The sequence below is a fragment of the Bradyrhizobium sp. USDA 4452 genome (genome assembly GCF_054063575.1).
This window is the reverse complement of sequence record NZ_JBSSGK010000001.1, coordinates 3,137,673-3,159,749: the sequence shown is the minus strand read 5'-3', so window position 1 is coordinate 3,159,749 and position 22,077 is coordinate 3,137,673. Positions and strand designations below refer to the sequence as shown.

Genomic DNA, 22,077 nt, shown 5'->3' with positions numbered 1-22,077 from the left:
GGGATGATGTCGAAGCAATCGCTGCGCGAGGAGGCCGAGCGCCTGATCCGCGAGACCATGGAAAAGCGGAACCTGGTCATCAAGCAGGGCACGACCCGGATCGAGGCCATCTGCGGCAAATGCGGCGCGCCGAACCGGGTGCAGGCGGAAAAGGGCCAGACCCGCGTCAAATTCACCTGCAAGAACTGCAACCACAAGCAGGAAACGCTCTGAGCGGGCGACTTGATGGTTGCTACGACGTTCCTCGTCATTGCGAGCGCAGCGAAGCAATCCACCCTTCCGCGTATGCGGTACTATGGATTGCTTCGTCGCTTCGCTCCTCGCAATGACGGGGGGATTTACTTCCCCTTCACGAAGGCGGCGAACGCGTCGCCGTAGTCGGGATGCCAGCGCGACAGCGGCGGGCGGTTCTCGACGATGTCGCCGGCGGCCCACAGAATGCGGCGTTCGTCGAGCGCGCGCGGCACGTCGTTGTCGGGGCAGAGGATGTAGAAATCGCCGGCGGTGAGGTGCTCGATCATGAAGTCGACGGTCTGCTCCGCCGTCCAGGCGCCGGCCGGCTTCTCGGTGCGGCCGCGTGCGGTCAGCCCGGTGAATACGAATCCCGGGATCAGCAGATGCGCCGAAATCCTGCAGCCGTCGGTGTTGCGCAGCTCGTGCTGCAGCGCTTCTGTGAATGCCTTTACACCGGCCTTGGAGACATTGTAGGCCGGATCGCCCGGCGGCGTAGTGATGCCCTGCTTGGAGCCGGTGTTGATGATCAGTCCCGGCCTGCCGCGCTTGATCATGTCAGGCGCAAACGCCTGCGTGCCGTTGATGACGCCCCACAGATTGACGCCCAGGATGCGTTGCCAATTGTCCGCGGGCCCGAACATCGCGCTGCCGGGCTGGATGCCGGCATTGTTCATCAGGAGGTCGGTGCCGCCGAATTTTTTCGCGACGGCGGCTTCAAGGCCTGCGACCTCGTCGGCGCGGCTGACATCGACCGCAGCCGTCATGATGTCGGCGGCGCCGCGGGGCGCGGCAGATGACAGTTTTGCAGCAGCCGCCTTCAGCCGGTCATCACCGAGATCGGCGATGCAGACCTTCATGCCGGCTTCGGCAAACCGCGTAGCTGCGGCAAGCCCGATGCCGGATGCGCCTCCGGTGATCACGGCAACATGATTGGCTGATATCACGGGATGGGGCATCGAAGCTCTCCGGACACATCTGTGGCTGAGGTTGGCATCGCGTTTTCAAGCGAAGCGGTTCCCGGTTCGCGTGAGGAAACGCGGAGAACCCTATCTATCATACTGCACGCATCGCGCAGGCGCATGGGAGGTTTTCATGCGCGGCGCACTCGACAACGCCGGCTCCGCTTTACGGTTTCGCAGCCGCGCTGTAGAATCGTCGATATAACGCTTCCAAAAGACCTCAGCCGACGACAGGGAGTGCAAACATGGCTGTTTCGCAGGCTATTCCGATCACGCGCCATCCTTATGCCGATGGCTCCTACAAGCAGATGCTGATCGACGGCAAATGGGTCGACGCCGCCTCCGGCAAGAAATTCGAGACGCACAATCCCGCCACCGGCGAATTGCTCGCCTCCGTCGCCGAGGGCGATGCCGAGGACATCAACCGTGCGGTCGCGGCGGCGCGCCGCGCCTTCGAGGGTCCGTGGAGCAAGGTCAAGCCGTTCGAGCGGCAGAACATGCTGCTCAAGCTCGCCGAACTGGTCGAAGCCAATTTCGAGGAACTGTCCCAGCTCGACACGCTCGACATGGGCGCGCCGATCAGCCGCACCCGCGGCAACCGGCTGCGCGCGCTCGGCATGCTGCGCTACTACGCCGGCCAGGCCACCGCGATCCACGGCGAGACCATCGAGAACTCGCTGCCCGGCGAGATCTTCTCCTACACGCTGAAGGAGCCGATCGGCGTGGTCGGCGCCATCATCCCCTGGAACGGGCCGCTGACCGCCTCGATCTGGAAGATCGGTCCTGCGATCGCGACCGGCTGCACCGTGGTGCTGAAGCCGGCCGAGGAATCGCCGCTGACCTCGCTGCGCATCGGTGAGCTCTGCATGGAGGCCGGCATTCCGCCCGGCGTCGTCAACGTCGTGCCGGGCTATGGCGAGACCGCGGGCGCCGCGCTCGCCAATCATCCCGACGTCGACAAGGTCGCCTTCACCGGCTCGCATCTCACAGGTCAGTCGATCATCCGCGCCTCGGCCGGCAACCTCAAGCGCGTCTCGCTCGAGCTTGGCGGCAAATCGCCGGACATCGTGTTCGCCGACGCCGATCTCGACGCCGCGGTGCCGGGCGCGGCGATGGCGGTGTTCGCCAATTCCGGGCAGATCTGCAGCGCCGGCACCCGGCTGTTCGTCGAGCAGAAGGTCTATGACGAATTCGTCGGCCGCGTCGCCGAGTTCGGCAAGAAGTTGCAGGTCGGCAACGGCCTCGATCCCAACACCCAGATCGGGCCGCTGGTGTCGAAGGATCAGCTCGATCGCGTCTCGGGCTATCTCGACATCGGTCAGAAGGAAGGCGCCACGGCGCTGGCCGGCGGCGGCCGTCTCACCGAGGGCGCGCTGTCGAAGGGCTATTTCGTGCAACCGACGGTGTTCGCCAATGTGCAGGACAACATGCGCATCGCCCAGGAGGAGATCTTCGGCCCGGTGATCTCGGCGATCTCGTTCAAGGATCCGGACGAGCTGATCAAGCGCGCCAACGCCACCACCTTCGGCCTCGGCTCCGGCGTCTGGACCACCAATGTCAGCAAGGCGCACCAGGTCGCCAAGGCGCTGCGCGCCGGCTCGGTCTGGGTCAATTGCTACCAGGCGATGGATCCCGCGGTGCCGTTCGGCGGCTACAAGATGAGCGGCTACGGCCGCGAGTCCGGCAAGCAGCACGTCGAAGAATACCTCAACGTCAAGGCGGTCTGGATCAAGACGGGTTAGCGCACGATGAGTTAGGTCGAGCCGGCCGCGGCGGTGTGTCACCTCTCCCTTGGGAGAGGTCGGCGCGCAGCGTCGGGTGAGGGGTTACGATCTCTCGTTAGCGCCGCGGCCCTCACCCGATTTGCTGCGCAAATCGACCTCTCCCCGTCGGGGAGAGGTGAAATGAATCCGCGGCTCGGCTGATTCAACCAAAAATCATCGCGCTCTTGCGCCGCAAGGCTCTCGCCCCGGCGCTCGAATATTTTTCGGAATATTAGAAATATACCCCTGAGTTGCCCGACGCGTCAAGTGCCTTGTCGCACGCCGGTCGCTCGCCGGCTACTGTGCATGGGGTTGTTTTCGATATTTTCGTAAGCGCCGTGTGGCGGCCGCCGGTTCTCGCGTTTACCGGCCCGCAGCCTTCTTCGGCTTGCCGATGTCGCTGCGCAGGGCCTCGAGATCCTTGCGCACGGCGATCGCCGCATCGCGCTCGATCTTGCGGTAGCGCGCCACCAAGGAGAGGCCGAACGGGGTCAGCACCGCGCCGCCGCCGTTCTTGCCGCCGGTCTGGCGTTCCACGGCGGCCTGGCGGCAGATGCGGTTGATCTCGTCGACCAGGTCCCAGGCGCGCTTGTAGCTCATGTCCATGGCGCGGCCGGCGGCGGAGATGGAGCCGCATTCCTTGATCTGCTCGAGCAGCAGGATCTTGCCCGGTCCGATGCGGTCTTCGGCATCGAGATCGATGCGGACGCTCAACGAGGGGAGCGATGTGGCGCTCGTTTTCGACATGGCAAGCCTGCTTGTCTGTTCGCTAGATTGCCACTACCTGCTTTTGCGAACAAGATGAACCCGTGACATAACGGGCATCACAAAGAATAATCGGGGTAGGCATGAGTTCTCCATCGCTGTTTTCGCCGCTCAAGGTCGGTCCGTATGAGTTGAAGCACCGTGTCGTGATGGCGCCGCTGACGCGGATGCGGGCGGCGCGGCCGAGCCTCGCGCCGCGGCCGATGAACGCGGAATATTACGCGCAGCGCGCCACGCAAGGCGGGCTGCTCATCGCCGAAGCCTCGCCGGTGGTCGCCACCGGCTTCGGCAATCCCGGCGTCCCCGGCATCTACAGCGAGGCCCAGATCGCGGGCTGGCGAGAGGTGGTGGATGCGGTGCACGCAAAGGGTGGGCTGATCTTCCTGCAACTCTGGCACGTCGGCCGCGTCTCGCACTCCTCGTTCCAGCCGGATGGCGCGCTGCCGGTGGCGCCGTCGGCGGTCGCGATCCCCTCCGAGTTCAAGTGCATGACGGCGGACGGCAAGTTGGTCGACTACGAGACGCCGCGGGCGCTTACGACCGGCGAGGTCGCGCTGATGGTCGAGGCCTATCGGCAGGGCGCGAAGAACGCGCTCGCCGCCGGGTTCGACGGCGTCGAGATCCATGGCGCCAATGGCTATCTGATCGAGCAGTTCCTGCAATCGCGCAGCAATCTGCGCACCGATCAGTATGGCGGCTCGATCGAGAACCGGGTCCGCTTCCTGCTGGAAGTGACGCAGGCGGTCACCGAAGTGTGGGGCGCCAACCGCGTCGGCGTGCGGCTCTCGCCTTACGGCATCGCCAATGGCAGCGGCGAGGCCGACCCGATGCCGCTCTACAGCCACGCCATCCAGGCGCTGGACAAGTTCGGGCTTGCCTATCTGCATTTCATCGAGCCGCGCGCCTCGGGCACCGGCCGCGCCGAGGTCGACTGGCAGAACGTGCCGTCGGCGATGGTGTTGTTCCGCCCGATGTGGAGCGGTGTCCTGATCACCGCCGGCAACTTCGTCGGCGACAGCGCGCAGAGCGCGGTCGCCGAAGGTCATGCCGATGCGATCGCGTTCGGCCGCTACTTTATTTCCAATCCGGACCTGCCGCACCGCCTGCAGCGCGGCTATCCCCTGACCAAGTACAACCGCGCCACCTTCTATGCCGGCGAGGAGAAGGGCTACACGGACTATCCCGTGCACGACGAGCTGGCGCAGGCGTAGACGAGCGCGTCATTGCGAGGAGCGAAGCGACGAAGCAATCCATCGCTCCGAGCATGCGGATGAATGGATTGCTTCGCTTCGCTCGCAATGACGGAGCCATCGGATGTTTCCGGACGACGAGTTCGAACCGACCAAAAAGCCAAAACCGGTGGCGCTGGCGAAGCCGGCGGCCGGGCAATGCCTGTGCGGCAAGGTCCGGTTCGAGATCGACGTACCGGCGCGCTGGGCCTGGCACGACCACACCGCCGCGAGCCGCCGCGCGCACGGCGCCGTCTATGCGACCTATGTCGGCAGCTGGAAGAAGCGCTTCCGCATCACGAAAGGCGAAAGCGAGCTGTCGCGCTACGAGGATGCCGCGACCAGGACCGCGCGCAGCTTCTGCGGCAATTGCGGCACCCCCGTCATCTACGAGCGCGCGCGGTCGCCGCACATGGTCAACATCCCGCGCGCGCTGTTCTCGGGGCGCACCGGCCGGCAGCCGCTCTATCACATCGCGATCGAGGAATTGCAGGAATGGGCCTACACCGGCGAGCCGCTGGTGCCGCTGAAGGGCTATCCCGGCGTGGTTTGGCAGCGTTCGAAAAAGAAGAAGCGCAGCGAGCGGGAGGGCATGTTCTAGAGCGTTTTCGCTGGTTCGCCTGAAACGTGGGCCGCGTCAGTGCTTCACGTAGATGGCCTCTTCCGATCCCGCGTATTCCTCGGTCCACCCTCTCTTGTCCACGAGGAACCTCTTCAGAGGCTCGTGCGCCTTCACCCAGAGCACCGTATCGATCTTGTACTTGGCGAGCACGGTGTCCCAAGCGGTCTCGTCGACCTCCCATTTGCTCAGAGTGAAATAGTCGCGCAGCAGCTCGTCGGGGTAGGCGGTAGCAGACCGGCCGTCGACGAATACCGGCACCGCACCCCGTGTGTAGAAGATCAGGAGCCCGCCGACGTTCCAGTGGTTCAGCAGCCGCGCATGCGGGAAATGGGTCTGAAGATAGCGCGCGTCCTGCTCCGAGAGCAGTTGCGGCATCGCGAGCGCCGGTCTGACGTGCATCAGCGTCAGCGGCAGCGCGCACATTCCGACGATGCCCGCAACCAGGAGCGAGCGTTGGACCTTGAGATCGTTCAGTTGCTTGGGCAGCAGTCGGTCGATGTGAAGCGCCAGCGGTACCGTCGCGAACATGAAGAAGAACGACATGTACCGGTACTGATAGAATCCCAGCAGCAGGAACAGCCAGGACAGCAGCCGCGACTCCAGAGGAGCGGACGAGGCGGCCGGGTGGCGGAGCTCAAACGCCGCAAATATCGCGATGTAGACGATGCCGGGAATGCTGCCGGGCACGCTGAAGTTCGCAGAATAAGACCACCACTCGGTGATGTTCGCCTGCGCAAAGTGGCCGAGCGTGGTCGTGACACCGGCGTAGATGTGCCAGCCAAGCGGATTGATCAGGATTGCGACAAGGCAGCCGGCCGCTGCAAAACCGTAGATTCTAAGACCGGCCCAGTCCCGCTTGAGCACGCACGCAGCGCCAAAAAGGCCGATGATGAAAAGCCCGAGCACGAAGCCGCCATGCAGGTTGGCCCAAAGCACCATCATCGCCGGCAGCAGGAACCATCGGGTTCGCTTCAGGCACTCTGCGTAGAAAACGACGCAGAACAACATGGTCGGGGTGTTCGGCGAAGCGGCGAGATAGGAATTCGGCGCGGTCACGAAAGCAGGATACAGCAGGCACGCGGCGAGAACGGAAATGCAAACTGCAAGTGTCGAGGCGCTGCTGCGCAGGCAGATCGATGCAAGATATCCGGTGATGACGGCGCCACATGCAAGGACTGACAGCGTGAGACCGACATATCCCGTGTATTGAAACATCACGCTGGCGATCACGTCCCAGAGCCAGGACAGGTTGTACCATTGCCTGTCGCCGAGGGTGAACGACCATGGATCCTGAAAGGGGACGTTGCCGCGTTCCCTGATCAGGTCTCCGGCGGCGAGGTGCCATCCGAGATCCAGGTGGCCGAGCAGGAGCGGCCCGTTTGCCAGGTAGTACACGGACGTGACTGCGATCAGGAAGACATAGAGTCCCGGCTTCTCGAGCCCGATCGTTCCCGGTCTTCTATCGAGCCTGGTTCCGCTCCAGGTCGTCAGCGCGTCCATGACTGAGCCCCCGCGGTCGAAGCGAGCCGTCTGCGGGCCCTGCATGCTTTTCTGTGTGTTTGATGAAGGCAAAGCACCTTCGCTTTAGGCCACTCTCGCTAAAGTAGCGTTAAAGTCGGCCGCGCAATTCGATGGCTCCCGTTGGGAGAGCCAGGCGCGCGCCAGCGGAATGCGGCCATGACCGGCCGCTCGATTGCTCCCGAGGCGCAAGTTTGGTCATCTCCGCCGGCGCCGTCGGCCAATGCGCTGGCAGGCCTGGAGGGAACATGAAGAATCGCATTACCGGCCGCTCGGCATTCCTGGCGCTGCTGAAAGACGAGGGTGTCACGCATCTGTTCGGCAATCCCGGCACCACCGAGTTGCCGATCATGCATGCGCTGAAGGATCATCCCGACCTCACCTATGTGATGGCGATGCAGGAGAGCCTGGTGGTTGCGATGGCCGACGGTTTCAGCCGCGCCTCCGGCAGGCTGGTCGCCTGCAACGTCCATGTCGCGCCCGGCCTCGGCAATGCGATGGGCTCGCTCTACAATGCGAGCTTCACCGGCACGCCGTTGATCCTCACCGCCGGTCAGCAGGAGCAGGGCCACGGCCTGACCGAGCCGGTGCTTTATGGTCCGCTGGTGCAGATGGCCACGCCCTTGGTGAAATGGGCGGTCGAGGTGACGCGGCTCGAAGACCTGCCGCGCATCGTGCGCCGCGCCGCCAAGATCGCGACCACGCCGCCCACCGGACCGGTGTTCATCTCGCTGCCAGGCGATATTCTCAACGCCGAGGCCGGCATCGAGCTCGGCCGCACCACCCGGGTCGACACCCGCGTCCGGCCGTCGGAAGATTCCTTGAAGGCGCTGGCCGCGCGCATCCTGAAAGCCGAGCGTCCGGTGATCGTCGTCGGCGACGAGATCGTCAAAAGCGATGCGCTACGCGAGGCGGCCGATCTCGCCGAGACGCTGGGCTGTCCGGCCTGGCAATCCCCGACGCCTTATGGCTCGCATTTTCTGTCTGAAAGCCCGAGCTTCATGGGCGCGATCGCGCGGCTGCAGAAGGTCGCCCGCGATGTATTGGCGCCGCATGATCTCCTGATCGCGCTCGGCGGCGATCCGCTGCGGATGTCGGTCTACAGCGAGGTCGATCCGCTGCCGGACGGGCTCTCGATCGTGCAGGTCGGCCTGGTCGACAATGATCTCGCCAGGAACTACGGCGCCGAGATCGCGGTGAAGGCCGATGTCAAGGAGACGCTGCGCGCGCTGGTCCCGGCACTGAAGGAGCTCGGCGGCGACGCGCTCGAGACGCGCGCCAGGCAGGGCCTCGCGGCGCTGTCGAGCAAGAATTGGGCAGCAAAGCGCAAGGCGCTGGTCGAGCAGATCTCGAAGGCGAGCCAGAAATCGCCGATCGATCCGGACTGGCTGGCGCTGCAGGTCGTGGAGGCGATGCCGGACAATGCGATCCTGGTCGACGAAGGCTTGACCTCGTCGCGGCAGATCCTCGCGCTGCGGGCGCATCGCGACCGCTACGGCTATCACGCGCTGGCGTCGGGCGGCATCGGCTGGGGCCTGCCGGCCGCGGTCGGCGTCAGCCTCGCCAATCCGCAGCGGCCCGTGGTGTGCTATTCCGGCGACGGCTCGTCGATGTATTCGATCCAGTCGCTGTGGACAGCGGCCAACCACAAGCTGCCGCTCAACTTCGTCATCGTCAACAATGGCGGCTATCGCATCATCAAGCAGCGCCTGCTCGCCTTCCATGGCGACGACAATTATGTCGGCATGGACTTCATCGACCCGCCGGTCGATTTCACCGGCGTGGCGCGCTCGCTCGGCCTCGAGGCGATCAAAGTCGCCGACCCGCAGGAGCTGAAGGGCGTGCTGAAGTCGGCGTTCAGCCGCCCAGGCGCGAAGCTGATCGAGGTGATGGTGAGCAATGCGGTGAATTGAACGTAGGACGTCAGTCCGTCACCGTCATCCTGAGGAGCGCGCACTTGCGCGCGTCTCGAAGGATCGACGGCCACCGGCCGGGCCGTGCATCCTTCGAGGCTCGCTCCGCTCGCACCTCAGGATGACAGGGCTATTCGCGTCATTGCGAGGAGCGAAGCGACGAAGCAATCTATTGGCCCGCGTACGCAGAACGATGGATTGCTTCGCTTTGCTCGCAATGACGGCGGCAATCACTCCTTCGCGCTCTTCACCCGATATCGCCCCGCAGGATGCGTCGCATCGAGCCTCGCGCGTCCTTCGCCGAACAGCTTCTCGCGCAGCGTGCCCTTGGCATACTCCCGCTTGTAGCGGCCGCGCTTGACGAGCTCCGGCACCAACATGTCTGCGATATCCTCGAAATCGCCGGGCGAGATCGCAAACGCGACGTTGAGGCCGTCGACGTCGGTGTCCTCGAACCATTGCTCGATCTTGTCGGCGACCTGCTCGGGCGAACCGACCACCACCGGTCCGGCGCCGCCGATGCCGACATGCTCGGCGACCTCGCGCACGGTCCAGACCCGGTCGGGATCGGCGCGGGTGACGTTGTCCATCGCGGAGCGGCCGGCGTCGTTCTGCACGTGCCGCACTTCCTGATCGAGCGAATAGGTCGAGAAGTCGACGCCGGTCCAGCCTGACATCAGCGCCAGCGCGCCCTCATGGCTGATGTGGCTGCGATACTCGGCGTATTTCGCTTTCGCCTCGGCTTCGGTCGGCGCCACCACGACGCACATCATCGAGAACATCAGGATCTCGGCGGCGTTGCGGCCCTTTTCGGCGGCGAGCGCGCGGATCGCCGAGACCCGCGGGCCGATCACCTTGGCCGACGGACCCGACATGAAGACGCATTCGGCGTGCTCGGCGGCGAACTGCCGGCCGCGCGGCGAGGTGCCGGCCTGGTAGAGCACCGGCGTGCGCTGCGGCGACGGCTCGGACAGATGGATCGCGTTGAGCCGGTAGTTAGCTCCTTCGTGCTGCACCCGATGCACCTTCTTGGGATCCGTGAAGATGCCGCGCGCGACGTCGCGGATCGCGGCGTCGTCCTCCCAGCTGCCTTCCCAGAGCTTGTAGACCAGCTCCATATATTCGTCGGCGAGCTCGTAGCGGTCGTCATGCGCGGTCTGCTTGTCCTTGCCGGCGCCACGCGCCGCGCTGTCGAGATAGCCGGTCACCACGTTCCAGCCGACCCGGCCGCCGGTGAGGTGATCGAGCGTCGACATTCGCCGCGCGAACGGGTAGGGCGGTTCGAAGGAGAGGTTGCTGGTGACGCCGAACCCGAGATTTTCGGTCACGGCGGCCATCGCCGGGATCAGCATCAGCGGCTCGTTGGCCGGGGTCTGCGCCGCGTTGCGCAGGGCCGCATCCGGATTGCCCGCATACACGTCGTAGACCCCAAGCACGTCGGCGAGAAACAGGCCGTCGAACCGACCGCGCTCCAGCGTCTTCGCCAGATCGGTCCAGTAGGACAGCTTGTTGTAGTCCTTGGTGCGGTCGCGCGGATGGGTCCACAGCCCCGGTGATTGATGCGCCACGCAGTTCATGGCGAAGGCGTTGAGCCGGATTTGTTTTGTCATTGCCGAAACCTTGAGCGCCGCTGATGACGGCCCGGTCAGATGCCGGACGTCTCCCTGTCAACTTGTTGCGACTTCCCACGTTTTGGCAAGGCCCCCTTCGCGATTCACACCCTTCCGGTGGCGCGCCGATCCCGATAGGTTGCCGGCCACCAGAGCATGACCGGGCTGTGCAACGCAGCGATCTGGCCGGTTAATGCCAAGACGCGACCTGACGAAGGAACAATCATGGCGACACGGGCCGACGCAATCGCAAACGTGCGAGAGCATTTTCAATCGGGACAGTTCTTGCAGGAGCTGGACCGCAGGGTCGGCTACCAGACCGAGAGCCTGAACGCCGACAAGGCCGATGCGCTGCGCGCCTATCTGGTCGAGAATTTGCAGCTGGCCTTTGCCGAGCTCGATTTCAAGACCCGGCTGATTGAATCGCCGACCGGCCGCGGGCCGTATCTGATCGCCGACTACCAGGAGGACGCCGCGCGGCCGACCGTGCTCACCTACGGCCACGGCGACGTCGTCGACGGCATGGTCGGCGAATGGCGCGACGGGCTCAATCCCTGGCAGACCACGGTCAAGGGCGAGCGGGTCTACGGCCGCGGCACCGCCGACAACAAAGGCCAGCATTCGATCAACATGGCCGCGCTGCGCGCAGTGAAGCAGGCCCGCGGCGGCAAGCTCGGCTTCAACGCCAAGTTCATCATCGAGACCGGCGAGGAGATCGGCTCGCCCGATCTGCGCGAGGTCTGCGAGGCGCATCGCGAGGAGCTGAAGGCCGATCTGTTCATTGCCTCGGACGGGCCGCGGCTGTCAGCGGAGCGGCCGACCATCTTCCTCGGCTGCCGCGGCGGCAACCGCATCCATCTCGACGTCAATCTGCGCGAGGGCGGCAACCATTCCGGCAATTGGGGCGGCGTGCTGGCCAATCCCGCGACCATCCTGGTCAACGCGATCGCGAGCCTGGTCGACGGCAAGGGCCGCATGAAGCTCGAGATCCTGAAACCGCCGCCGATCTCGAACCGCGTCCGCGCCGCGCTCGCCGATGTCGAGATCAAGCCGACGGCGGACGAACCTCAGCTGGCGGAGGATTGGGGCGAGGAGGGCCTGACCGCGGCGGAACGGCTCTACGCCTGGAACACGCTGGAAGTGCTGGCGATGTCGGCGGGCAACATCGACAAGCCTGCCAACGCCATTCCCGGCAAGGCGAACGCGGTGCTGCAGCTCCGCTTCGTCGTCGGCACCAGGTATCTCGAAGTGATCGATGGGGTGCGCGATTATCTGCACAAGAACGGCTTCCCGATGGTCGAGGTCTCCGGCGCGCAGCGCTTCGGCGCCTCGCGCACCGACATGGACAGTCCGTGGATCGACTGGGCCGCGAACTCGATCCGCTCCACCACCGGCAAGGCGCCGGCGGTGCTGCCGAACTTCGGCGGCTCGCTGCCGAACGACGTGTTCTCCGAAGGCCTCGGCCTGCCGACGATCTGGGTGCCGCATTCCTATCCGGGCTGCTCGCAGCACGCGCCCGACGAACACATCCTGTTGCCGGTGACTGAGGAGGCGCTGACCATCATGGCCGGGCTGTTCTGGGACCTCGGCGAGGCAAAGCACAAGGGGTGAGCCGAGCCGGGCTCGCTTGTTCCCCGTCATCTTGATGAGGAGCGCGCTCTTGCGCGCGTCTCGAAGGATGCGCGGTATCAGCAGGGCCGTCGACCCTTCGAGACGCGCTTCGCGCTCCTCAGGGTGACGGGGAAGAGGCCTACGACCGGGCATGACGAGCGGAGCGCTGGCGGAGGACGCCGGCAAGGAAAACCGAATGACTCTATCAACTTCGGCCGACGCGCAGCACGCAGCCACGGTCGACAAGAAAAACATCACCCGCCTGATTGTCGCGACCTCGGTCGGCAATGCGCTCGAATGGTACGACATCTCGGTCTACGCCTATTTCGCGGTCTATCTGTCCAAGGCGTTCTTTCCGGCCAACGATCCGACCATTTCGCTGCTGCTGACCTTCGGCAGCTTCGGCCTGTCGTTTTTGATTCGCCCGATCGGCGGCATCGTGCTCGGCGCCTATGCCGACCGGCACGGCCGCAAGGCCTCACTGATGCTCTCGATCGTGCTGATGACATTTGGCACCTTGGTGCTGGCGCTGATGCCGACCTTCGAGACCATCGGCATCCTGGCGCCGATCGCGGTGATGCTGGCGCGGCTGGTGCAGGGCTTCTCCGCCGGCGGCGAGTTCGGCTCCTCGACCGCGTTCCTGGTCGAGCACATGCCGGAGCGGCGCGGCTTCGTGGCGAGCTGGCAGTTCGCCAGCCAGGGCGTCAGCGGCCTGCTCGGCGCGGGCTTCGGCGCACTCCTGACCTCGCTGATGAGTCCCGAGGATTTGCAATCCTGGGGCTGGCGGCTGCCGTTCCTGTTCGGCGTGCTGATCGGGCCGGTCGGCATCTACATCCGCAACCATGTCGACGATGCGACGCCGCCGCCGGCGGCCGGGAAGCAGGACTCGCCGGTCAGGGACGTGCTCGCGCGGCAGAAGCTCGCCACGATCCTTGCGATCGGCGCGCTCGCGGTGTCGACTGCGGTCAACTATCTGATCGTCTATATGCCGACCTATGTGGTGAAGACGCTGAACCTCGCGCCCTCGGTCGGCTTCATCGCCGCATTCGCCGCGCAGACCGCGGTCGCGCTGCTGGCGCCGATCGCAGGCCTGGTCTCCGACAAGATCGGGCGCACCACGCACATGATCCTGTTTGCGCTGCTGCTGCTGGTCTCGATCTTCCCGGCCTTCCTGCTGCTCACGGGCAGGCCGACGCCTGTCATCATCCTGCTCGGCGTGCTCTGGCTCGGCGTGCTCAAGTCGCTTTACTACGGGCCGCTCGCCGCGCTGATGTCGGAGTTGTTTCCGCCGGCGACGCGCGCGACCGGGCTCGGTCTCAGCTACAATATCGGCGTCACGGTGTTCGGCGGCATGGGCCCGGCGATCATGACCTGGATTGGCGGCTTTGCGCTGATCGGCGAACTTGCGCCGGGATACTATCTCACCGCGGTCTGCATTCTCAGCCTCGCTGCGCTGTTCACGATCCGGAAGATGCGGTTGGCCTGATTTCGCGAAACGAAATTAAGATATCCCGCTTGCTGCAAGGCAGCGTAGTTGTCGAAATCATAGTTTCATCTGACGAAAGTATACGGTGTCCGGCGCGCGTCATCCGTTTTAGGATGCCGTCCCCGGGCACCTCCCCTCGTCGTACCCGGTCAGGATTTGGATGAGGCAAGGAAGACCAGGGCATGAACGCCTCCACGACTGCGACCGCACGGACCAGCCGCAAGAGGCCGCCGGAGCCAGGCCAACCCGACAAGTTCAACGCGATCCAGAAGGTCTGCGCGATCCTGCGCGTGCTGGCGCAGCGCTCGCCGCTGCGGCTGACCGACATCGCCGACACCACTTCGCTGAACAAGGCGACCGCGCTGCGCATCCTCAACTCGCTGATCGAGGAAGGTTTCGTCAGCCGCGTCGCGGGCGCCAAGACCTACGAGCTCGGCCAGGAAGCGCGGGTGATGGCGGTCGGCGCGCGCCGCTCGGTCGACATCGCCGAGCTGGCGCAGCCGAGCCTGCTCCGGCTGTCGGAGCGCTCCGCGGATACGGCGCTGTTGTCGGTGCGCTCCGGGGTCGAGGCGCTGTATCTGGCGCGCTCGGTCGGCAGCCATCCGCTGCAGCCGAACTATCTGCAGATCGGCAGCCGCCGCCCGCTCGGGGTCGGCGCCGGCGCGCTGGCGCTTCTGGTATGGCTGCCGGACGCCGAGATCGAGGCCGTGATCGAGGTGATCATGCCGCGGCTGGCAAAGTCGCCGCGCATCACGCCGAAATTCCTGCGCGAGCGGATCGCCGTGGCGCGCAAGGCCGGCCACACCGTGCTGCTCGACGCCGCGTTTCCCGGCATGGGCGGCGTCGGCGTTCCCGTCCGCGACGATGCCGGCGAGGTGGTCGCCGCGCTCTCGATCGGCGCGGCCACCGACCGCATCCGCCGCCGCGAAAGCGAGCTCGCCGACATGCTGAAGAAGGAAGCCCAGGTGCTGGCCCGTGCGATGGCCCAGGCGCCGAAGGCCGGGCGGGGCGTGAAGGCGGGTTGAAATGGTGCGGCGGAGAGGGGGTGCAGCAGCTACGCCCCCTCGTCCAGCGCCACCAACTCGCGCTTCCTGCGCAGCGACGGCAGCAGCGGGCCGACCAGCAGCGCCAGTGCGAAGGCGAGGCAGATCGCCGAGATCGGCCGCTCCACGAAGGTCATGAGGTCGCCTTGCGAGAGGATCAGCGACTTGCGCAGATTGTTCTCCAGCATCGGCCCGAGCACGAAGGCCAGCACCAGCGGCGCCGGCTCGTAGCCGAGCTTGCGCATGAAGTAGCCGATGACGCCGAACGCGATCATGACATGGACGTCGAACACGTTGTTGCTGGAGCAGTAGACGCCGATGATGGTGAACAGGATGATCAGCGGGAACAGCACGTTGTAGGGTAGCCGCAGCAGCTGCACCCACATGCCGATCATCGGCAGGTTGAGCACCAGCAGCATCAGATTGCCGATATACATGCTGGCGACGATGCCCCAGAACAGCGTCGGGTTCTGCGAGATCATCAATGGTCCCGGCTGCAGGCCGTGGATCACGAAGGAGCCGAGCAGCAGCGCCATCACCACATTCGGCGGGATGCCGAGCGTCATCAGCGGAATGAAGGCGCCGCCGGCCGCTGAATTGTTGGCCGATTCCGGCCCCGCGACACCCTCGATCGCGCCATGGCCGAACCGCTCGGGATGCTTCGAGAGCCGCTTCTCCAGCGCATAAGAGGCGAACGACGCCACCACGGCACCGCCGCCGGGCAGGATGCCGAGGAAGAAGCCGAGCACGGTGCCGCGCGCCACCGGCCCGCCGCTGGCCTTCCAATCCTCCTTGCTCGGCAGCAACTGGGTGATCTTGGTCTTGATGATGTCGCGCTTGATCGCCTGCTCGGTGTTGAGCAGCACCTCGGCGACGCCGAACAGGCCCATCACGACCGGCACGAGGCCGATGCCGTCGATCAGCTCAATGCGACCGAAGGTCAGCCGCGGCTGCGCGGTGATGCTGTCGAGCCCGACCAGGCCGAGCACGACGCCGATGCAGGCCATCAGCAGCGCCTTGGCCATCGAGCCTTGCGTCAGGAAGGTCAGCACGACGAGGCCGAGCACCATCAGGCCGAAATATTCGGCCGGACCGAACGCGATCGCGACGCTGGCGAGCGAGGGCGCCACCAGCATCAGGGCGACCAGCGAGAAGGTGCCGGCGATGAAGGAGCCGAATGCGGAGATGCCGAGCGCGGGGCCGGCGCGGCCCTGCTTGGCCATCTGGTGGCCGTCGATGCAGGTGACGACGGAGGCGGCTTCGCCGGGAATGTTGACCAGGATCGACGTGGTCGAGCCGCCATACATCGAGCCGTAGTAGATGCCGGCCATCATGATGATGCCGGACTCCGGCGTGCCTGATAGCGTGACCGGCAGCAGCAGCGACATCGCCGAGATCGGACCGATGCCGGGCAGCACGCCGACCAGCGTGCCGATGAAGACGCCGATGAAGCAATAGAGCAGGTTGACCGGCAGCAGCGCGACGCCGAGGCCGTGGGCGACATTGACGAGAGTATCCATGGCAGCTCAACCGATCTCGAACAGGCCGCTCGGCAACTGGATCGCGAGCAGGTGCTTCAGCACCCACCACATCCCGAGCGGGGCAAGGATGGACAGCGGGATCGCGAGCGACCAGCGTACCGGATCGATCACGCGGAGTAGCAACAGCATCAGCGGGATCGCCGACAGCAGGAAGCCCAGCGGCTCCAGCGCAAAGGCGAACGCGGCGAGGCAGACGATGACGAGGACCGGCTTGCCCCAGCGCGCATTCTCCCAGCGCGAGGCGAAGGTCGGACCGCCCTCGGTGACCGCCGCGACGATGATCGAGATCGCGAACACGCACATCAGGATGCCGGTGTAGAACAGCACATAGCCGGAGCCGGGATCGTTGATGGTGCCGAGCTTGAGCTTTAAGCCGGACCAGATCACGAAGCCGCCGAGCGCGAGCCCGATCAGGCCGCCCCAGAGCTCGGAGTTGTTGAGGCGAAGTTTGACGTCGGTTTTGTCGCTCATAGGGAATGCTCTCGTCACGTCGCAAAATTGGGCATGAGCTATCCCCGTCATTGCGAGCGAAGCGAAGCAATCCATTTCACCGCGTATGCGGAAGGATGGATTGCTTCGTCGCTTCGCTCCTCGCAATGACGGAGAGAGGCTTCGCGGTCAGCCCAGTCCTACTTCTTCGCCAGTCCGAGCGTGTCGATCACCTTGCGCTCGGACTCGGTGACCTCGACCACGAACTTCCTGTAGTCCTCGGTGTTCTTGTAATTCGGCACCATGTCGTATTTGGCGAGCGTTGCGATCACGGCCGGGTCCTCGATCGCCTTCTTGAAGGCGTCGTGCAGCTTGGCGACGATCTTGGGATCCATGCCCTTGGGGCCGGCGATGCCGAACGGCGAGTCGTAGACCATGGGGTAGCCGAGCTCTTTCAGCGTCGGCACGTCCGGATAGTTCGGCGAGCGCGTGCCGGTCCACACCATCAAGAGCCGCAGCTTGCCGGCGTCGACCAGCGGCCGCCAGCCGGTGGAATCCGCCTGCAGCATGGTGTGCTGGCCGAGCACCGCGGCGTTGGTCTCGGCGCCGCCCTTGAACGGCACCTGGGTCAGCTTGATCCCGCCGGCCATCAGGGCGATCTGCTCCATGCCGATATGCAGCGAGGTGCCGGTGCCCGGCGTCGCATAGGTCACCTTGCCGGGATTCTTCTTGGCGAAGTCGACCACGTCCTGCCAGGTCTTGAACTGCGAGTCCGCATTGGTGGTGACGCCGAAGGTGTAGCCGGTGAGGTGGACGATGTAGGAGAAATCCTTCGCCGGATCCCACGACACCTCCTGCATCAAGGGCAGGCGGAACACGGTGATCGGGATCTGCGCGATGGTGTAGCCGTCGGGCTTGGCGCCGGCCGCCATGGTCGCGGGGCCCACGGTGCCGCCGCCGCCCGCCTTGTTGTCGACCGCGATCGGCTGGCCCAGCACCTTCGAGGCGCTCTCGGCGATCGCGCGCATCGAGATATCGGTCGAGCCGCCCGCCGGCCATGGCACGATCAGCGTGATCGGCTTGGTCGGATACTCCTGCGCTTGCGCTGCGACCGACGCCAGCATGCCGGCGGCGGCGAGCAGGACCATCAAGCGATTGCGGTGCGACATCTCGATCTCTCCCGTGTGGCCGCGTTCGATCGCGGCCATGTCTTGTTTAGTGTTGGCGATGATCGTCCCTGTCGTCGCAGGGACGCGATGCGCATTGGACAGAACGCGGCGGGCAACGGAAGAGCGAACGCGCCGGCTGCGACAATTGGCCTGCCACGGTCAGGCGCAACCTGCCGAGCTGCGGAATTCAATCGGTCTTTGGTCTGACGGAGTGGCGGCTATTGGCAGCTCCCGGCAGCATGCGGGGAGGGCGCGCCCTGACCGGCAAGCCGGGTTTGGTCAAGCGTATAATCCAGGGAACTCAAGGGCATCGGTGCCTTGCGGGATCGCTCCCTTCCGGTCATCATGGGGCGTTCGCCGCAGGAAAAACTTCCCCGCCAGATGACGCTATCGCCCGACGCCACCGACGACGCTGTGACGACGGCGTTTGCCGGCATTCCCGCATTGCTCGACCAGGCGCCTCTCTTGGTCTCGCGCGGGCGGCTGCTCGATTGCGACTGCCTGCTCGGGCCGATGGCGCGGCCGTTTCACGCCGCGATCCGCGCGGGGCGCATCGTCGAGTTCGTACCCGCCCCTCGCCTGATGCGCTCGTGGCGCTTTGCCTATCGCGCGACGCCGCAGGCCTGGGCCGCCTATTGGCAGGCCGAACCGAAACCCGGCTGGCACGATCTGCTGGCGCTGACCAAGCGCGGCGAGGCGGTGCTGGAGGGCGATCTGCATCCCTTCATGGCGCATCTGCAATACTTCAAGGACCTGCTGGCGCTGCCGCGGCAGCATTTCGCGGCGGCTGCATCATGAGCGGCACCATCACGAACGGCCATATCGAGCCGATGGTCGGCCGCTACGTCCACGTCGAGATCGGCGGCGAGCTGCACCGGATCTATTTCGAGGAGAACGGCAAGGGCATTCCGCTGGTCTGCCTGCACACCGCGGGATCCGACGCGCGGCAGTGGCGGCATCTGCTCGCAGACGCGCAATTTGCCGAAAATTTCCGCGTCATTGCCTTCGATATGCCCTGGCATGGCAAGTCGAATCCGCCGAAAAGCTGGTCCGGCGATGAATACCAACTCACCACAGCGCGCTACACCGAGACCATCCGCGCCTTCTGCCGTGCGTTGCGGCTGGAGAAGCCTGTCGTGATGGGCTGCTCGATCGGCGGCCGTATCGTGCTCAACCTTGCGATCGAACATGCCGCCGAGTTCCGCGCGCTGATCGGGCTCGAGGCCGCCGATTTCCAGGCGCCCTGGTATGACACCGACTGGCTGAACCGCCCCGACGTTCACGGCGGCGAGGTCTGCGCCGCGCTGGTGTCGGGGCTGATCGCGCCGCAGAGCCCGGCGCCTGCGCGGATGGAAACGCTGTGGGCCTACAAGCAGGGCGGCCCGGGCGTGTTCAAGGGCGACCTGTATTTCTATCGTGTCGACGGCGACCTCCGCGGCCGGGTCGCGTCAATCGATACTAAAGTATGCAGGCTCTATCTCCTCACGGGCGAGTATGATTTCTCCTGCACGCCTGAGGACACGAGGCGAACGGCAGCGGCAATAGGGGGCGCCAGCGTCACGATCATGGAAAAGCTCGGTCATTTTCCGATGAGCGAGAATCCGGACCAGTTTCGCCGCTATATCGCACCCGTCCTCGCCGACATTCTCACGCAGTAGATTGACGTTCCACGAAGGAGTAGACGTATGACATCCAAATATCTGATCGGCTTCGCGCTCGCCGCCGCGCTCGGCGTGAGCCAGGCGCAGGCCGAGGAGCTGACGGGGACGCTGAAGAACATCAAGGACACCGGCGCGATCACGCTCGGCTACCGCGATTCCTCGATCCCGTTCTCCTATCTCGATGACAATCAGAAGCCCATCGGTTATGCGATGGATATCTGCTACAAGATCGTCGATGCCATCAAGAAGGAGTTGAAGCTCGACAAAGTCGAGGTCAAGCTTAACCCGGTGACCTCGGCGACGCGTATTCCGCTGATGGCCAACGGCACCGTCGACCTCGAATGCGGCTCGACCACCAACAATGCCGAGCGCCAGAAGCAGGTTTCCTTCACCAACTCGCACTTCCTGACTGCGAGCCGCTACGTCACGAAGAAGGCGAACAAGATCAACTCGATCGACGATTTGAAGGGCAAGACGGTGGTCTCGACCGCCGGCACCACCAACATCAAGCAGCTCACCGAAGCCAACGTCGCGCGTGGGCTGAGCATAAACATCATCCCGGCCAAGGATCACGCCGAGGCCTTCCTGATGGTCGAGACCGACCGCGCGGTCGCCTTCGTGATGGACGACATCCTGCTCGCAAGCCTCGTCGCCGGCTCGAAGTCGCCGGATGACTACGTGATCTCCAAGGACGCGTTCTCCAAGCCGGAGCCCTACGGCATCATGCTGCGCAAGGATGACGCGCCGTTCAAGAAGGTCGTCGACGCCGCCACCGCCGCGCTCTACACCAGCGGCGAGGGCTTGAAGATCTACGACAAGTGGTTCACCCAGAAAATCCCGCCGAAGGGCCTCAATCTCAATTCGCCGGCTGGACCGGAGATGAAGAAGCAGTTCGCCAAGCCGTCGGATTCGCCGGATCCGGATGCGTATCTGGTGAACTGATCGCAGTGCTGCACATGACCCGTCGCCGTTCGGCGGCGGGTCCGGAAGACAAGCGTGTCCGGCCATTTTGGAGGAGAATGGCCGGACATTTGCATAGACGCCGCCCGTAATGTCGGCGTAATGCGTGATCGGCGCGAGAGCGCGGGAGACCCGTGAACTACAATTGGAACTGGCACATCTTTCTCGAGCCGAACCCGATGGGGACCGGCACCTATCTCGACCTGTTGCTGTCGGGACTGGTGGTCACCGTCAAGGTGTCGGTGCTCGCCTGGATCATCGCGCTGGTCACCGGCTCGGTGATCGGCGTGCTGCGCACGCTGCCGTCGCGGACGGCGTCATGGATCGGCTTCTGCTGGGTCGAGTTCTTCCGCAACATGCCGCTGCTGGTGCAGCTCTTCCTGTGGTTCTTCGTGCTGCCGGAATTGCTGCCGAAATCCGCAGGGCTGTGGCTGAAGCAATTGCCGAACGCGCCATTCTGGACCGCGGCGATCGGCGTCGGCCTGTTCATGTCGGCACGCGTCGCCGTGCAACTGCAGGCCGGCATCACGTCGCTGCCGCGTGGGCAGAAGCAGGCTTCGACCGCGCTCGGCCTCACCACGGTGCAGACCTATCGCTACGTGCTGCTGCCGATGGCGTTCCGCATCATCCTGCCGCCGCTGACCTCCGAATTCCTCAACACCATCAAGAACAGCGCGGTCGCCATCACCATCGGCCTGATCGAATTGACCGGCCAGGCGCGCTCGATGCAGGAATTCTCGTTCCAGGTGTTCGAGGCGTTCACCGCGGCGACCGTGCTCTATCTTCTCCTCAATTTCGTCGTGGTCACCGCGATGCGCTACCTCGAGCGCTACGTCGCGATCCCCGGCTACATCACGGGCAAATGATGATGCTCGGCAATTTCGATTTCGACGTCATCCGCCGCGCGCTGCCCTATCTGTTCTTCGAGGGCATGCGCTTCACGCTGACCCTGACGGCACTCGCCGCGTTCGGCGGCCTCGTGTTCGGCACCCTGATCGCCCTGATGCGGCTGTCGAGCTACAAATGGCTCGGCCGCATCGCAGGCTTCTATGTCGACTTCATCCGCTCGCTGCCGCTGGTGCTGGTGATCTTCTGGTTCTACTTCCTGGTGCCTTACATCGGGCAGTGGCTGACGGGCGCGTCGCGGCCGATCACGGTCGGCGCCTTCGCCTCCTCGCTGATCACCTTCATCGCGTTCGAGGCGGCCTATTTCTCCGAGATCATGCGCGCCGGCATCCAGTCGATCTCGAAGGGGCAGCCGGCGGCGGCCAGCGCGCTCGGCCTGACCTACGCGCAGTCGATGCGCTACGTCGTGCTGCCGCAGGCGTTCCGCAACATGCTGCCGGTGCTGCTGACGCAGACCATCGTGCTGTTCCAGGACACCTCGCTGGTCTACGTGCTGTCGATCCCGGATTTCCTCGGCGCCGCCAGCAAGGTCGCGCAGCGCGACGGCCGCCTGGTCGAAATGTACCTGTTCGCCGCGCTGGTCTACTTCGTCATTTCCTGTGTCGCGTCTTTCGGCGTCCGCCGCCTGCAGTCGGGGATCGCCATTGTTCGCTGAACA

At 64.8% G+C, this 22,077-nt stretch carries 20 protein-coding genes; 13 read left to right on the top strand and 7 right to left on the bottom strand.

The window, feature by feature from the left end; translation table 11 throughout:
* Nucleotides 1–6: 6 nt before the first annotated feature.
* Nucleotides 7–213, top strand: coding sequence for a hypothetical protein (locus ACVISU_RS15180; RefSeq protein WP_050405689.1), 207 nt, complete (start codon nt 7–9; stop codon nt 211–213).
* A 125-nt stretch (nt 214–338) separates the two neighbouring features.
* Here ACVISU_RS15180 and ACVISU_RS15175 read toward each other — a convergent pair whose 3' ends face one another.
* Nucleotides 339–1,190, bottom strand: a complete 852-nt coding sequence (locus tag ACVISU_RS15175) for an SDR family NAD(P)-dependent oxidoreductase (protein ID WP_050405672.1) — start codon at nt 1,188–1,190, stop codon at nt 339–341.
* Nucleotides 1,191–1,438: 248 nt separating this feature from the next.
* Between ACVISU_RS15175 and ACVISU_RS15170 the strand changes: the two genes are divergently transcribed.
* Entirely contained in the window at nt 1,439–2,935 is a 1,497-nt protein-coding gene (locus tag ACVISU_RS15170) for an aldehyde dehydrogenase family protein (protein WP_456707462.1), read from the top strand.
* A 384-nt stretch (nt 2,936–3,319) separates the two neighbouring features.
* Here ACVISU_RS15170 and ACVISU_RS15165 read toward each other — a convergent pair whose 3' ends face one another.
* Entirely contained in the window at nt 3,320–3,703 is a 384-nt protein-coding gene (locus tag ACVISU_RS15165; RefSeq protein WP_050405674.1) for a winged helix-turn-helix domain-containing protein, read from the bottom strand.
* Nucleotides 3,704–3,804: 101 nt separating this feature from the next.
* Here ACVISU_RS15165 and ACVISU_RS15160 point away from each other — a divergent pair, with 101 nt between their 5' ends.
* Nucleotides 3,805–4,932, top strand: coding sequence for an alkene reductase (locus tag ACVISU_RS15160; protein ID WP_456707461.1), 1,128 nt, complete (start codon nt 3,805–3,807; stop codon nt 4,930–4,932).
* A gap of 103 nt (nt 4,933–5,035) precedes the next feature.
* Complete coding sequence (locus ACVISU_RS15155) at nt 5,036–5,551, top strand: GFA family protein (protein ID WP_456707460.1); 516 nt, start codon at nt 5,036–5,038, stop codon at nt 5,549–5,551.
* Between the two features lie 36 nt (nt 5,552–5,587).
* Here the strand turns inward: ACVISU_RS15155 and ACVISU_RS15150 are convergent, their stop codons facing one another.
* On the bottom strand, nt 5,588–7,072 hold the full coding sequence (locus ACVISU_RS15150; RefSeq protein WP_456707459.1) for a hypothetical protein: 1,485 nt from the start codon (nt 7,070–7,072) through the stop codon (nt 5,588–5,590).
* A gap of 266 nt (nt 7,073–7,338) precedes the next feature.
* Between ACVISU_RS15150 and ACVISU_RS15145 the strand changes: the two genes are divergently transcribed.
* A complete protein-coding gene (locus tag ACVISU_RS15145; RefSeq protein ID WP_050405677.1) occupies nt 7,339–9,003 on the top strand; it encodes a thiamine pyrophosphate-binding protein in 1,665 nt (554 codons plus the stop codon).
* A gap of 230 nt (nt 9,004–9,233) precedes the next feature.
* Here ACVISU_RS15145 and ACVISU_RS15140 read toward each other — a convergent pair whose 3' ends face one another.
* Nucleotides 9,234–10,613, bottom strand: coding sequence for an LLM class flavin-dependent oxidoreductase (locus tag ACVISU_RS15140; RefSeq protein WP_050405678.1), 1,380 nt, complete (start codon nt 10,611–10,613; stop codon nt 9,234–9,236).
* Nucleotides 10,614–10,838: 225 nt separating this feature from the next.
* Here ACVISU_RS15140 and ACVISU_RS15135 point away from each other — a divergent pair, with 225 nt between their 5' ends.
* The 3 genes from ACVISU_RS15135 (at nt 10,839) to ACVISU_RS15125 (ending at nt 14,735) form a co-directional block, all read left to right on the top strand.
* Nucleotides 10,839–12,224, top strand: a complete 1,386-nt coding sequence (locus tag ACVISU_RS15135; RefSeq protein ID WP_456707458.1) for a M20 family metallopeptidase — start codon at nt 10,839–10,841, stop codon at nt 12,222–12,224.
* 196 nt (nt 12,225–12,420) lie between these two features.
* Nucleotides 12,421–13,710: an MFS transporter gene (locus ACVISU_RS15130; protein WP_456707457.1), complete on the top strand. Its 1,290-nt coding sequence runs from the start codon at nt 12,421–12,423 to the stop codon at nt 13,708–13,710.
* A gap of 182 nt (nt 13,711–13,892) precedes the next feature.
* The gene (locus tag ACVISU_RS15125) at nt 13,893–14,735 is read left to right on the top strand and encodes an IclR family transcriptional regulator (RefSeq protein ID WP_456707456.1); all 843 of its coding nucleotides are present in this window, start codon (nt 13,893–13,895) and stop codon (nt 14,733–14,735) included.
* A 29-nt stretch (nt 14,736–14,764) separates the two neighbouring features.
* On the opposite strand, the gene ACVISU_RS15120 is transcribed toward ACVISU_RS15125, so the two are convergent.
* The 3 genes from ACVISU_RS15120 to ACVISU_RS15110 all read right to left on the bottom strand — a co-directional run bounded on the left by ACVISU_RS15120 (nt 14,765) and on the right by ACVISU_RS15110 (nt 17,892).
* Nucleotides 14,765–16,273: a tripartite tricarboxylate transporter permease gene (locus tag ACVISU_RS15120; RefSeq protein ID WP_456707455.1), complete on the bottom strand. Its 1,509-nt coding sequence runs from the start codon at nt 16,271–16,273 to the stop codon at nt 14,765–14,767.
* Nucleotides 16,274–16,279: 6 nt separating this feature from the next.
* Nucleotides 16,280–16,765, bottom strand: a complete 486-nt coding sequence (locus tag ACVISU_RS15115) for a tripartite tricarboxylate transporter TctB family protein (RefSeq protein WP_456707454.1) — start codon at nt 16,763–16,765, stop codon at nt 16,280–16,282.
* A gap of 158 nt (nt 16,766–16,923) precedes the next feature.
* On the bottom strand, nt 16,924–17,892 hold the full coding sequence (locus tag ACVISU_RS15110) for a Bug family tripartite tricarboxylate transporter substrate binding protein (RefSeq protein WP_050405693.1): 969 nt from the start codon (nt 17,890–17,892) through the stop codon (nt 16,924–16,926).
* Between the two features lie 381 nt (nt 17,893–18,273).
* Between ACVISU_RS15110 and ACVISU_RS15105 the strand changes: the two genes are divergently transcribed.
* The 5 genes from ACVISU_RS15105 to ACVISU_RS15085 all read left to right on the top strand — a co-directional run bounded on the left by ACVISU_RS15105 (nt 18,274) and on the right by ACVISU_RS15085 (nt 22,074).
* Nucleotides 18,274–18,690: a hypothetical protein gene (locus ACVISU_RS15105; protein ID WP_456707453.1), complete on the top strand. Its 417-nt coding sequence runs from the start codon at nt 18,274–18,276 to the stop codon at nt 18,688–18,690.
* Nucleotides 18,687–19,550 (top strand): alpha/beta fold hydrolase, encoded by an 864-nt coding sequence (locus ACVISU_RS15100; protein WP_456707452.1) that lies wholly within the window; start codon nt 18,687–18,689, stop codon nt 19,548–19,550. The genes ACVISU_RS15105 and ACVISU_RS15100 overlap by 4 nt, the downstream gene beginning before the upstream one ends.
* A 27-nt stretch (nt 19,551–19,577) precedes the next feature.
* Complete coding sequence (locus ACVISU_RS15095; protein WP_456707451.1) at nt 19,578–20,495, top strand: amino acid ABC transporter substrate-binding protein; 918 nt, start codon at nt 19,578–19,580, stop codon at nt 20,493–20,495.
* Between the two features lie 152 nt (nt 20,496–20,647).
* On the top strand, nt 20,648–21,379 hold the full coding sequence (locus tag ACVISU_RS15090; RefSeq protein ID WP_050405685.1) for an amino acid ABC transporter permease: 732 nt from the start codon (nt 20,648–20,650) through the stop codon (nt 21,377–21,379).
* A gap of 2 nt (nt 21,380–21,381) precedes the next feature.
* Complete coding sequence (locus ACVISU_RS15085; RefSeq protein ID WP_456707450.1) at nt 21,382–22,074, top strand: amino acid ABC transporter permease; 693 nt, start codon at nt 21,382–21,384, stop codon at nt 22,072–22,074.
* Nucleotides 22,075–22,077: the final 3 nt, after the last annotated feature.

Excerpts from the sequence above, each read along its gene's own strand:
- ACVISU_RS15180 (WP_050405689.1), top strand. The coding sequence starts at position 7 with ATGTCGAAGCAATCGCTGCGCGAGGAGGCCGAGCGCCTGATCCGCGAG.
- ACVISU_RS15175 (WP_050405672.1), bottom strand. The coding sequence starts at position 1,190 with ATGCCCCATCCCGTGATATCAGCCAATCATGTTGCCGTGATCACCGGA.
- ACVISU_RS15170 (WP_456707462.1), top strand. The coding sequence starts at position 1,439 with ATGGCTGTTTCGCAGGCTATTCCGATCACGCGCCATCCTTATGCCGAT.
- ACVISU_RS15165 (WP_050405674.1), bottom strand. The coding sequence starts at position 3,703 with ATGTCGAAAACGAGCGCCACATCGCTCCCCTCGTTGAGCGTCCGCATC.
- ACVISU_RS15160 (WP_456707461.1), top strand. The coding sequence starts at position 3,805 with ATGAGTTCTCCATCGCTGTTTTCGCCGCTCAAGGTCGGTCCGTATGAG.
- ACVISU_RS15155 (WP_456707460.1), top strand. The coding sequence starts at position 5,036 with ATGTTTCCGGACGACGAGTTCGAACCGACCAAAAAGCCAAAACCGGTG.
- ACVISU_RS15150 (WP_456707459.1), bottom strand. The coding sequence starts at position 7,072 with ATGGACGCGCTGACGACCTGGAGCGGAACCAGGCTCGATAGAAGACCG.
- ACVISU_RS15145 (WP_050405677.1), top strand. The coding sequence starts at position 7,339 with ATGAAGAATCGCATTACCGGCCGCTCGGCATTCCTGGCGCTGCTGAAA.
- ACVISU_RS15140 (WP_050405678.1), bottom strand. The coding sequence starts at position 10,613 with ATGACAAAACAAATCCGGCTCAACGCCTTCGCCATGAACTGCGTGGCG.
- ACVISU_RS15135 (WP_456707458.1), top strand. The coding sequence starts at position 10,839 with ATGGCGACACGGGCCGACGCAATCGCAAACGTGCGAGAGCATTTTCAA.
- ACVISU_RS15130 (WP_456707457.1), top strand. The coding sequence starts at position 12,421 with ATGACTCTATCAACTTCGGCCGACGCGCAGCACGCAGCCACGGTCGAC.
- ACVISU_RS15125 (WP_456707456.1), top strand. The coding sequence starts at position 13,893 with ATGAACGCCTCCACGACTGCGACCGCACGGACCAGCCGCAAGAGGCCG.
- ACVISU_RS15120 (WP_456707455.1), bottom strand. The coding sequence starts at position 16,273 with ATGGATACTCTCGTCAATGTCGCCCACGGCCTCGGCGTCGCGCTGCTG.
- ACVISU_RS15115 (WP_456707454.1), bottom strand. The coding sequence starts at position 16,765 with ATGAGCGACAAAACCGACGTCAAACTTCGCCTCAACAACTCCGAGCTC.
- ACVISU_RS15110 (WP_050405693.1), bottom strand. The coding sequence starts at position 17,892 with ATGTCGCACCGCAATCGCTTGATGGTCCTGCTCGCCGCCGCCGGCATG.
- ACVISU_RS15105 (WP_456707453.1), top strand. The coding sequence starts at position 18,274 with ATGACGCTATCGCCCGACGCCACCGACGACGCTGTGACGACGGCGTTT.
- ACVISU_RS15100 (WP_456707452.1), top strand. The coding sequence starts at position 18,687 with ATGAGCGGCACCATCACGAACGGCCATATCGAGCCGATGGTCGGCCGC.
- ACVISU_RS15095 (WP_456707451.1), top strand. The coding sequence starts at position 19,578 with ATGACATCCAAATATCTGATCGGCTTCGCGCTCGCCGCCGCGCTCGGC.
- ACVISU_RS15085 (WP_456707450.1), top strand. The coding sequence starts at position 21,382 with ATGCTCGGCAATTTCGATTTCGACGTCATCCGCCGCGCGCTGCCCTAT.